Raw genomic sequence first — 12264 nt, forward strand, 5'->3', positions numbered from 1 at the left:
TGCCATGAAAGTATGGATGTGGCCAAAATCAAGCGAGTTGAACTTTTATAATGATTTGTTGACTGATTCACTCAGCAGTGCAGGCATGGAAGTCAAGGATTTGAAGCATGGCAAGCTTATGCTTCAGGTCGGACAAGCGAAGGCGGGTGATATTGTCCATATTCACTGGATGCATCATGCCTATCAGAATAACAATCCGCTGCTGTTCATTGTGAAATCGATCATTTTTGTCATGACGATGCTTTATTTGAAACTGCGGAACGTGCAGCTGGTATGGACGATACATAATCTATATCCGCATCAGGTGAAGTATAAGCGGCTGGAGCGGTTCATGCGAACGCTCATTTGTAAATTTTGCAGCAAGCTGCTGGTTGCCTCTGAGTCGATCAAACGTAAGGTCATGATGGAATTCGGAGTTCCAGCAAGCAAGCTCTTTGTCGTGAAGCACGGTCATTATCTTGGCGTGTACAAGCCGGCAGGCTTCAATTTTAGAGAGTCTTATGGCATCAGCAAGGAAGCTGATGTTTATTTGTTTTTAGGCGCGATCAAAGCTTATAAGGGTGTCGAGGATTTAATTGAAGCCTTTAATGCATGCAAGACTAGAAATACCTATCTGATCATTGCCGGCAAAGCGGACAAGCAGATGGAATCGTATTTGAAGCGTGTAGAGGATAAGGAAAATATTATTTTGGATTTACGATTCATTCCGAATGAAGCCGTTGCTGACTTGATTAGCGCCGTCGATGTGATGGTGATGCCGTACAAGGAAATCACGACCTCGGGCTCAGCGATACTTGGCCTCTCGTTCAGGAAGCTCATCGTCATGCCGGATAATGATTTTATTGATGAGTACTTTATGGAGGATATGGTCGTGAGCTACAATCCAAACGACTATAACGGCCTCGAGAATGCGATGAAAGCTGCGTTAAATGTGAAGAGAGAACATAAGACGCCAAAGTATGAAGAGGTGCTTAAGGAACTCGATTGGGGCTCGATCGCACAAAGGATAAAAAATGTTTACCAAGGATAGGGGATAAAGGATGAAGGTAACGGTGGCCATCTGTACCCATAACCGGGCAAAGGATACGGGAGAGGCAATAGAGAGCGTGCTTGATCAAAGCTTTGAGCGGGAGCAAATCGAAATTGTCGTTGTCGACAATCGATCGACAGACAATACAGCAGAAGTAGTTGGTAAGCTTGCGCATCGTTTTGGTTCTAACATTCGGTATATTTTTGAGAATAGGCTTGGCTTGTCGGTAGCCCGCAATCGTGCGATTAAGGAGGCTAACGGCGAATACATTCTGTTCCTAGATGATGATGCACTTGCCTCTCGCGACTGGGTACGGCATATCGTGGAGGTGTTTGAGAGCGATGCGGCGATTGGCTGCGTAGGCGGCAAAATTGATCCGATCTGGGAAGCGGCTGAGCCGGACTGGATTCCGGAGGAGCATCGTTCGGTATTCACGATTCTTGATTATTCAAGCGTTGTGAAGGAAATGCCTGCACCGTCCATTCCTTATGGCGCAAACGTTGCTTTTCGAACAAGCGTTTTTCGGACAATTAAGCCATTTCGAGAGGATCTTGGACGGGTAGGCACGAACCTGCTCTCGAGTGAGGAAAGCGAATTAATCGCACGGCTTCGCGAAAACTACAAAGTGTTTTACACGCCTTATGCGGCTGTTCAGCACAAAATCGCCAAGGAAAGAACGACAAAAAAATGGTTTTTGAAGCGGATCTTCTGGCAAGGAGTGAGCGATGCGGTCAAGCGGCAGGACAGAAGCCTCGTTGCAATCGTCAAACATGTGATCCGAATGATTCAGGCGATTGGAACGTCCTTGCTGTCGATTTTTCATTTCAAGAAATTTATCAGCCAAGTCGTGAAAATATGTTATCGCAACGGGTCACTTGTCGGCATTCTGCGTTATAACGGTAGGGGTTGACGGAAAGCTATGGCGCAGCTCGCTATTTCAAAAGTTTGGAGGGGCAACGGTCTCGTTCAAACGATTATGCGCACCAGTGCAACGAATCTCCTCGTTATGGTCATCAGCACACTGACCTCGATCGTAACTGCGCGTATGTTCGGCGTCGTTGGAAAGGGAGAATTTTCAGCCATTTTGTTTTGGCCGACGCTTCTTGCGGGGCTAGTAGGCTTCGGCCTGCCAACCTCACTTATTTACAATATGAAACAAAATAAAGGCAGCGGGAGCGATTTTGTTAGAGCGGGCTTTTTATTTCAAATTCCGATCAGCATAATTGTTGGCGTAGTTGCGTGGATATGGCTGCCGGTTTGGCTTGGCAACTACCCGGCTGACGTCATTCAAATTACGAGATGGTATACGGTACTCATGCTGCCGATCCTGCTCGCTATAAATTTAATATCGGCTCTGGCACAGAGTACAGGAAAGTTCAACATTTACAATGGTGTACGCTTATCGGTTCCGCTGTGCAATTTGGTTGGGCTGTTGGCACTTTGGGCGGTTGGTGATTTAAGCCTGCATAACACTTCACTTGTATTTCTCGTGACCAGCGTGCTTGTCGTTTCATGGTCATTATATAGTTTAAGAGAAACGCTTCAGATGAACTGGTTGAAGGGACTTGGCAATCGGCTCGCAGCTAAGGCGTTATTCGGTTATGGCAGCAAAGTGTTCGGAGTAGAGCTGCTCGGCACACTGTACACGCAGTTTGATAAACTCGTTATTCTATCGATGCTGACTGCTAGAGATCTAGGGCTGTACACGGTCGTTTATGCGCTGTCTCGTGTATTCAATGTCGTACAGATGGCGATTACAAACGTTGTGTTTCCGAAGGTTACCGGCATGGAGAAGTCAGCCATTATTGCAACGGTTGGCAGGGCGTTTCGACTATCGATGCTGCTGATGACGATCGTCGTCATCCCGAGCATGTTCATCGGCCGTTATCTGATGGGCATTCTGTTCGGAGCACCGTTCCTCGAAGCAAGCGGAGCTTTTTATCTGCTGTCGTTTGAATGTATTCTCGGGGGCGGCGCATGGATTTTGGCATCCTCGTTTAATGCGATGGGCCGTCCAGGACTAGTGCTTGTCCGCCAGCTTATTGCCTTAACGGTAACGATCGGATTGTTTTTCCTATTTACGCCCATGTATGGGCTGAATGGAATCGCCCTCGCCTTATTAATCGGCGCGGTTATCCGCTTGGCGGTGACATTGGCATCGATGAAAATTATTTTCCAAGTAGAGTTATCAGGCATGTTGTTTGATAAAAATGATTTCCGATTTCTAATCGAGCGTTTGAAGGACAAAAAACGACGTAAAGGAGCGCGTTGATATGCAAGTTGAATCACAGGTACATCCGATGGAGGGCTTAAAGAAGATGCTTCTCCGTATAACGAAGGTGATTCCACCGGGCTCAAGCATTTATTATATCGATTACCCTGTATACAACAATGGCGGAGATTTACTGATTATGAAAGGTGCAGAGGCTTTCTTCAAGGACAATCAAATCCGCGTTGCTGCGCGTTACAGCGTTCTTGATTTTCCTAATAATCTGATCATTCCAAATGATCAAATTATCGTCCTGCAGGGCGGTGGCAACTTCGGTGATTTGTATCCGGTCCATCAGAAGCTGCGGGAGAAAATCGTCGCCAGCTACCCTAATCACCGCATCGTATTGCTGCCGCAGACGATTTTCTTTGAGAAGGAAGCAGAATATGATCGTACGGCGCGTATCTTCAATGGACATAAGGATGTTCATCTATTTGTACGGGATACGTTGTCTTATGGTGTGGCGGCTCAAAAGTTCGATAAATGCTGCGTATACTTATCGCCTGACATGGCACATCAGCTATGGCCGATTTTACCGAAAAGTAGCCCAGGCAAGGAGCTGCTCTGCTTCTTCCGTACCGATATTGAGAAGACGAGCGAGCAGGCGAGCTTTGAGTCAGCTGGCAGAGGCGATTATTTGGACTGGGCTTCCCTTTACAATCGTGTGGAGAAAAAATCAATTAAGATGATCGGACAAATGATGACGAAAAGCGGAGTGCCTCTTCCGATGCAGGCGATATGGGGCAAGTATTCCGACTATCTGGTAGACAAAGCAGTCAAGCGCTTCAGCGGCTATCGCGTCGTGCAAACCTCTAGGCTGCACGGGCATATATTATCCTGTCTGATGGACAAGCCTAATACACTGCTCGATAACTCATACGGTAAAAACTCGAATTACTACAACACATGGACCAGTGCCATCAAGTCAGCGCAATTAGTGGTGAAGAACGAAGCTTAGCGGGACATGAAGTATGGATTCATAAAAACTTTTAGGAGGAATCAAGATGAAGATTGTTCTTCTATCAGGAGGCTCGGGGAAGCGGCTTTGGCCGTTGTCGAACGAATCGAGATCCAAGCAGTTTTTGAAGGTGCTGAGAGATGAGAGTGGCGAACGCGAATCGATGGTTCAGCGCGTATGGGGACAAATCACGAAAGCAGGTTTACGTGAGCATTCCTACATCGCAACAAGCAAGCCGCAGGTAGATATGATTCATAGTCAGCTCGGAAGCGAGATCGAAGTGATCGTCGAGCCGGAAAGAAGAGATACCTTCCCTGCTATCGCGCTCGCAGCAACCTATTTATATTCAGTGCAAGGTGTAAGCTTGAATGAGACCGTGGTTGTCATGCCCGTTGATCCATACGTAGAGCAATCATTTTTCCATAAGACGAAGGAGCTTGAGCTGGTTCTGAATGAATCGGGAGCGGATTTGGCGCTCATGGGCGTTAAGCCGACGTATCCTTCGGAAAAATATGGCTATATCGTTCCAGAGTATGCAGCTGAGGCGAATAAATATGTCAATGTAAACAGCTTTAGAGAAAAACCCCGCGAAGAAGAAGCGGCAGCCATGATTGAGCAGGCTGCGCTTTGGAACTGTGGGGTTTTTGCATTCAAGCTTGATTTTCTCATTAACATTCTAATCGCGGGTGAATTCCCTATTCAGTACGACGAGATGTTGAAGCAATATGGAAAGCTGCCTAAAAACAGCTTTGACTATGAAATTGTAGAAAAATCCACTCATATCGTAGCACTGCCTTACGAGGGAGATTGGAAGGATCTTGGTACTTGGAACACATTGACGGAGGAAATCGAAACGCCGCTTATTGGGAAAGGGATTATTTCGGGAGATTCGAGCAATACGCATGTCATTAATGAACTAGACATCCCGATTACGCTGCTGAATGTCTCCAATGTCATCGTAGCGGCGAGTCCGGACGGAATTTTGGTATCGGATAAAGCTGCTAGTCCTATGATCAAGGAGGTTATGAAGCATTCTGACCAACGTCCGATGTATGAGGAGCGGCGCTGGGGACGCTATCGGGTACTCGATTATTTGAAATATCCAGATGGCAAGGAAGTGCTGACCAAACGACTATGTGTTGCACCAGGACGGAATTTAAGCTATCAATACCATCTGCTGAGAAACGAGGTATGGACTATTGTTTCCGGGCATGGGGTCATGGTCTTGAATGGTCGAAGCTTCGAGGTGAAATCAGGCGATGTTTTAACGATTTCGAAAGAGTGCCTTCATAGCCTGCGTGCGGAAACAGAGATGGACATTATCGAAATTCAGACAGGGACAGAGCTTATTGAAGAGGACATTGTCCGGCTTGCCTTCGATTGGAATGAGATTATGCAAATATGCACCGTATAAATAAATCATTCGATGAAGGAGCGATTAGCATGAACATCACGGTTATTGGAACTGGCTACGTTGGGCTCGTATCGGGCATCTGTTATGCGGAGCTTGGCAATCGCGTGATTTGTGTAGACAATGACCCGCGCAAAATTGAGATACTAAACGCCGGCGGCATTCCGATTTATGAGCCAGGTTTGAAGGAGCTCGCAGCGTCGAACCGAGCGGCGGGGATGCTGACATTCACGACCGATTTGCAAAGCGCGGTTCAACAATCGGACATTATTATTTTGGCGGTCGGAACACCACCGCTGCCAAATGGCGAAGCCAATCTATCTTACATTGACCAAGCAGCCGTAGAGATCGCAAAGGCGATGAATGGTTATAAAATTATTGCGGTAAAAAGCACAGTGCCGGTTGGAACGAATGAACGTCTAGCAAACGTCATTAGCTCTCACACAAGTGAATTGTTTGACAGTATATCGCTGCCAGAGTTTTTGCGCGAGGGCTCGGCCATTCAGGACACACTCCACCCGGATCGCATTATTATCGGAGCGAGCTCACCAAATGCAGCAGACATCATGAAGCTATTGCATATTCCTTTAACCGAGCAAATTGTCATCACGGATATTCGCAGCGCTGAAATGATTAAATATGCGTCCAATGCGTTTCTAGCTACAAAAATATCATTTATCAACGAGATCGCTAATATTTGCGAGAAAGTGGGCGCGGATGTTACGAAGGTAGCTGAGGGAATGGGTTATGACAAGCGAATTGGCCCATCGTTTCTAAAAGCTGGGATCGGCTATGGGGGCTCTTGTTTTCCTAAGGATACCAGCGCCTTGATTCAAATCGCCGGTCATGTTGATTATGAATTCAAGCTGCTCCGATCGGTAGTAGAAGTCAATCAGGATCAGCGATTCAACGTCATTCGCAAGCTGGAGACGATTTTCCAAGGCGATCTATCGGGCAAGACGATTGCAGTCTGGGGACTCGCATTTAAGCCAAATACGGATGATGTGCGTGATTCTCCAGCATCGGAAATTATTCAACATTTGGTTGATAACGGTGTAAAGGTCAAGGCATATGACCCTATCGCGACTGACAACTTCCGTACTTTGTATGAAATTACCGGTGTTGAATGGTGCGAGGAAGCGATGGAAGCGGCAAAAGATGCGGATGCGCTTTGCTTGCTGACCGAGTGGGAGGAGTTCTCGCGGGTTGACCTTGGACTGCTCCAAAAGGTTTTAAAAAGTCCAATTTTGATTGACGGCCGTAATGTTTTCGAAGAGGAGCATTTGGTTGGTACTGAATTTGTTTATTACTCTGTAGGCCGCCCTAGCCTTAATCAAGGCGTAAAGCAGCAAATACCTGTATTACAATTTTAAACCAAACTTATGACCAGAGGTGAATGAAATGACATTTCGAAAAAAAGTAACTTTATCCGCGCTAGCAATCTCGATGCTTACTGCATCGCTAGGTGGGTTGCCGCTCAGCCAGAAAGGGCTGACGGAGAAGCTGGGATTTGTTCAAGCGGCGAGTGCCGCAGAAGCTGGGCTGCCTTCAAGCGTGTTTTTGGAGCGAATGAAGGCTCTACATGCTGCTCTTGCGGCTGGGGACAAGACTGACATACAAGAGGTTAAAAATTTGCGAGATGAAATTGCCGGACTTGATGAAGCGACAAACCTGCAGCTGATTGATCCCATTTGGACAAAAATTAGCGCTAAGCTTCCTGAGTCTGCCGATAAGGCGGAACTAAAGGCAAGCCTGTTCCGGTTGATCAAGGCTGTCGGCTCCTTCCGATATGACCCCGAAGCCACTGACCTAGAGGCTATTCGTACGAATCCTGAATTTCGAGCAACCTTGAAGACGATTGCGGCTGCAGGCGGCGACGAGAACATTAGATTGGAAGACTTTCTCGTCTTTATGTTTGGTGATGGCAGCAGTCGAAAAGGTGTCGAAGGAACGATTGCCAGCCTGATCGCGGAGAAGTCTCCGGAGGAACTGATTTTGCTGCTTGGCAATAAGCAAGGCATTACAGCTGTCCTGCTTCAAGCAACGGAGAAGCTGCTCGGTGAAACGAAAGCGTACAAGTTCAGCTCTATTTTGAAAAACTTAGGCGTAAAGCCACAGGATGTAAGAGCAACCGTGCAGAATTTTCAGCTGAAGCTGCAAAAGGATGAGCCTGCGATCAGCGCTATGACTGTGGCCTACATTCGTTCAGCAGTGAATTCAAGCGTGAAAATAGACTACACCGGTCGTGTGCATTCGTATAGCTTAAATGTGTTTGGCGTATATCTTTTCCCACAAGTGCTGCAGTGGTCAAAGGTATCCGGCGATTCTAATGTAAAGGTATTGCCTACGGGTGTCGTTACTATACCGGATTCTGCGAAAACCGGCACAGCCGTTATTCAGGCTAAGCTGATTAATCCATACGGCGGCTCGGCGAAAGTTATATTTGAGCAAGAGGTTACGTTAAATGGTGCGGTTTCGAATGAGACTGTGTTTCCTGTGGAGTCCTTTCTTAAGCGGATGAATAAGTTGCATTCTGCTCTAGCAGCAGGAGATCCAGCGGATATACAAGCGGTTGTTAATTTGCGTAACGAAATTGCCGAGCTGGATTTTGCGAAGGATCAGAGTTTAATCGACCCGATTTGGAAGAAGGTAGCTGCTAATCTGCCGGCATCAGCAGACCAAGCGAAGCTAAAGGCTACTTTATTCGATATTATTAAAGCAATCAGCTTGATTCCGTATAACCCGCAAGCTTCGGGCTTGGAGGAAATTCGCAATAATCCCGAATATCGAGCGGCATTAATGGAACTTGGAGCTGCCGGGGGCGGTGAATCCAGCTTTGTCATCGACGATCTTCTGATGTTTTTATTTGGTGATGGCGAGGTTATCCCGGGTGTAGATGGTGCTATTCGGCAACGGCTGGCAAGCCTGTCACCGACGCAGCTGCTGCAATTGATTGGAGACAAGAAAGCTATATCAACACTGTTGCTTCAGAAGACAGAGGAGCTCTTAAGTGAAACAGGTAATTATAAAGTGAGCTCCGTTTTAAGCCAGTTAGGGGTAACAGCGAAGGAATCTGCTGCGACAATACTTAACTTCCAGTCGAGATTGAAGAAGGATGAGCCGGCAATTCAAGCGTTGATCATTGCTCAAATGCGCGCCGAAGCGGTCGAGAGCGTTAAAGTCAGTGAAGACGGTCGCGAGCAAAAATACAGCTTGAAAGTGTTTGGTGTGGATGTTCCGACACTTGCGCTGCGGTGGAGCAAAGTGTCTGGAAGCAAAGATGTAAAAGTAGCAGCTAACGGTACAGTTACGCTTCCACGAGGCGTTGCTAGCGGTTCGGCGATTATTCAAGCCACATTCGTTAATCCATATGGCGGATCAGCAAAGGTTATTTTTGAGAAAGAGGTTACGTTAACGGCAACCAGTGGAGAGGGAGACCATTTTCCGGCAGAGGAATTCCTAGCACGAATGAATAAGCTTCACGCGGCGCTGCTTGCTGGAGATCCTGCAGATGTTCAGGATGTTCGCAATCTGCGCAATGAGATCACCAAGCTTGATTTTGGCAAGGATCAATCGCTTATCGATCCAATCTGGAACAAAATCGCGCCTAATCTTCCGGGATCGGTTAATAAAACGGAACTGAAGAAGAGCTTGTTCCAAATCATTCAAGCGGTCGGCTCCATTCAATATGACCCAGAGGGGAAAGGGCTTGAAGCGATTCGTACGAATCCAGAGTTCCGCGCTACGCTGAAGACGATTGCAGCTGCCGGCGGAGTAACAAACTTGAGCATGGATGACTTCCTTGTTCTACTGTTCGGAGATGGTGATGACCGTCCGGGCATTGAAGGGACTGTTCGCGATATTATTTCGGATATGAAGCCGCAGGAAATCGCACAGCTGCTTGGCAATAAAGCAAAAATAAATGAAGTTATTTTGAAAGCGATGAGTGAGATTTTATCTGAGAAGGATGATTATGCATTAAGCGAGGCGCTTTACAATCTTGGTGTTAAATCGACGGACTTGCGTTCAACTGTTCTTAAATTCCAATTGAAGCTGAAGTATGATGAGCGTGCTATTAACGCATTAACTGTCGCATATATCCGTTCAGAAGTCATTTCGACAGTGAAGATTACAGCAAGCGGAAGACAGCATGAATACAGCTTGAAGTTGCTTGGAACAGCTCTTCCTTCTTCGTTCTTGAAATGGAAAAAAGTATCGGGAAGCAAAGATGTCACGGTTGACTCGAGAGGAAAAGTAACGATTCCGAAAAAAGTCGCTAAAGGGACGGCTGTCATTCAAGCGACTTTAGTTAATCCGTATGGCGGCTCAGCTAAAGTGATTTTCCAGCAAGAGGTGACACTCGTTAATGACGACGTCGAAATTGATCCAAAAGCAGAGTTTAAAAGAATCGCTGAAGAATTAGATACTAAGCTAAACGATATTAAGAAAAAGCTGAAAGCAGCAACAAACGATGAGCAAAAGGCGCAATTGATTATGGATGTTGTACTGGCTAGAAATGTAGCAGTCAATGAAATTAACGAAGTAAAGACAACGAACGCGCTGAAAAATAAGGCGATAAACGAAACGAAAAGCAAGGTCAACAAATTGCTTACTACTATTATAATGGAAATCATGCGATCTTAAGAAAAAGCGGCCAGTCTTCCTTCTCACCTAAGAGAAAGGAGACTGGCTTCTTTCTATTCAAAGCGGAAGGTGGTATGAGCATACTATGAGCAAGCAGCAAGCAAGGAAGAAAAGGCGGCCACGGCTTCAGAAGCCGGATACCATTAATATAATACTAGGCTCGTTAACCCTTATTCTGTTATTCGTGTGGGGCGGGCTCTATTGGAATGAATCTTCACAGCAATCACATATTGTGAATGCGAATGGCGCAGCATTGAAAGAGCAAGCAGAGCTGGATGAGGATGAACTGTACGGGGTAGTACCTGAGAAAACAAGCCCAGCGGTAGACGGAGTACCTTCAACGACTGACAAAACGGGTAAACCAGCGGAGCAGGTTGCGGGTAAACCTGGTGGAAGCGGAGAAGAAGCTGTACTGCCGGAGAAAGAGACGGAGAAACCGACCGAATCGGATAATTCTCAGCCTGTACAGACAACGAAGCCATCAAGCACAAGCAAGCCGAATAAAGATACGGTCACTAAGCCGAATGATGGTTCAGCGCCAAAACCAAAACCAACGCCTGAGCTGCCTAGTGTGCCGGAAACCGAAACTCCAATTTCAGCAACGGAAAAATACGAGCAAAAGATTATTCAGCTTCAAGCAAAGTGTACGCAGGATATGAATGACGTTCTGGCTGGAGCGGAAAAAAGTGTCGAGCAAATGGATATGTCAGACCCTTACGCTTTTCAGGAGTTGAGTCAAAAATGGATGGACGGGCTTACGAAGGCAGAAGCGACATGCAGTACGAAGATGCAGGGGATTATTGGACAAGCAGAAAAAGATAATGTAGAAGCGGAAATTACGGAGAAGTGGGAGCAAACGTTCAGCGATCTCATGCTGCAGCTTCAAGGACAATTTGAAGCGAAGCTGCTGCAATTGATGGGCGGTTGAGTTCCTCATCCTATAGGCGGTTCGATAGATAAATTATTCATTCTTTGGCAAAGTGCGGTCACGGAGGACACGTTCGAGCAAGTTGCGAATCAAATCCAGATCGTCCTTTTCCAAAGGAACCCCATCCCAATGAAGTTGTTCATATTTCAAAAATTCCTTCGCATTATGGTTGAGCTCGGATGGCGATTCAGGATAATCGGTAAGCCCTAGAAGATAATCAGCGGAAGTGCGCAGCTTACGCGAAATGGTCTGAATGGATTCAAGAGTCGGCTGTCGGTATCCCGATTCATAACCTGCATAGGTGCTTTTTGCAACCCCTAAGAAATCAGCTACTTCCTGCATAGTTAATTTCCTCGATTTACGCAGCTGTTTAAGGCGCTTCGCAAACATCATTATCCCCCTCTCCAACGTCTCAAATGTCTATTTGAAATGATCATATTGCTTGCAAGGAAATGCACACATAATTATATCATGTTTTCCAAATGTATGTACAAGTCAGAATGCTAGCTAGATGTAAACCTTTGAATGGTCCCCGTGCCGCCGCCGATTTGACTCTATAAGCACATATATGTGCTAACAGCCGCCCAACTAATGCTACTTCATAGCTGTATGAACACATAGGTGCTAACAGCTACTTTAGAGCCCCGCTCCTCCGCCGAATGGACTCTATAAGCACATATATGTGCTTACAACGCCTAAACTAAAGTTATTTCATAGCTGTAAGAACATATACGTGCTAACAGCTACTTTAGTCCCGCTCCGCCGTCGAATGGACTCTATAAGCACATATATGTGCTAACAGCCGCCAAACTCACATTACTCCATAGCTGTAAGAACACATAGGTGCTTACAGTGATTTAAAAGCCCTACTCCACCGTCGAATGGACTCTATAAGCACATATATGTGCTTACAACGCCCAAACTAACGTTATTTCATAGCTGAAAGAGCACATACGTACTTACAGCGACTTAAAAGCTCCACGCCGCCGCCGAATGGAAGCAATAAGCACATATATGTGCTTAC

At 46.3% G+C, this 12264-nt stretch carries 9 protein-coding genes; 8 read left to right on the plus strand and 1 reads right to left on the minus strand.

Annotated features, from left to right (window positions below; translation table 11 throughout):
- The first annotated feature begins 4 nt into the window (after nucleotides 1–4).
- The 8 genes from AC787_RS01625 (at nucleotide 5) to AC787_RS01660 (ending at nucleotide 11240) form a co-directional block, all read left to right on the plus strand.
- Nucleotides 5–1030, plus strand: a complete 1026-nt coding sequence (locus tag AC787_RS01625; protein WP_054023198.1) for a glycosyltransferase family 4 protein — start codon at nucleotides 5–7, stop codon at nucleotides 1028–1030.
- Between the two features lie 10 nt (nucleotides 1031–1040).
- Nucleotides 1041–1940 (plus strand): glycosyltransferase, encoded by a 900-nt coding sequence (locus tag AC787_RS01630; protein ID WP_054023199.1) that lies wholly within the window; start codon nucleotides 1041–1043, stop codon nucleotides 1938–1940.
- Nucleotides 1941–1949: 9 nt separating this feature from the next.
- Nucleotides 1950–3302: a lipopolysaccharide biosynthesis protein gene (locus AC787_RS01635; protein ID WP_054023200.1), complete on the plus strand. Its 1353-nt coding sequence runs from the start codon at nucleotides 1950–1952 to the stop codon at nucleotides 3300–3302.
- Between the two features lies 1 nt (nucleotide 3303).
- A complete protein-coding gene (locus AC787_RS01640) occupies nucleotides 3304–4257 on the plus strand; it encodes a polysaccharide pyruvyl transferase family protein (protein WP_054023201.1) in 954 nt (317 codons plus the stop codon).
- 46 nt (nucleotides 4258–4303) lie between these two features.
- Nucleotides 4304–5671, plus strand: a complete 1368-nt coding sequence (locus AC787_RS01645; RefSeq protein ID WP_054023202.1) for a sugar phosphate nucleotidyltransferase — start codon at nucleotides 4304–4306, stop codon at nucleotides 5669–5671.
- A gap of 29 nt (nucleotides 5672–5700) precedes the next feature.
- Nucleotides 5701–7041: a UDP-glucose dehydrogenase family protein gene (locus AC787_RS01650; RefSeq protein ID WP_054026837.1), complete on the plus strand. Its 1341-nt coding sequence runs from the start codon at nucleotides 5701–5703 to the stop codon at nucleotides 7039–7041.
- A gap of 28 nt (nucleotides 7042–7069) precedes the next feature.
- Nucleotides 7070–10312: a hypothetical protein gene (locus tag AC787_RS01655; RefSeq protein ID WP_054023203.1), complete on the plus strand. Its 3243-nt coding sequence runs from the start codon at nucleotides 7070–7072 to the stop codon at nucleotides 10310–10312.
- 85 nt (nucleotides 10313–10397) lie between these two features.
- Nucleotides 10398–11240, plus strand: a complete 843-nt coding sequence (locus AC787_RS01660; protein ID WP_054023204.1) for a hypothetical protein — start codon at nucleotides 10398–10400, stop codon at nucleotides 11238–11240.
- 33 nt (nucleotides 11241–11273) lie between these two features.
- Here the strand turns inward: AC787_RS01660 and AC787_RS01665 are convergent, their stop codons facing one another.
- Entirely contained in the window at nucleotides 11274–11633 is a 360-nt protein-coding gene (locus AC787_RS01665) for a helix-turn-helix domain-containing protein (RefSeq protein ID WP_235560878.1), read from the minus strand.
- Between the last annotated feature and the right edge of the window lie 631 nt (nucleotides 11634–12264).

Origin of the sequence: Bacillus sp. FJAT-28004 (genome assembly GCF_001280845.1) — a bacterium.
Lineage (GTDB): Bacteria > Bacillota > Bacilli > Paenibacillales > Paenibacillaceae > Pristimantibacillus.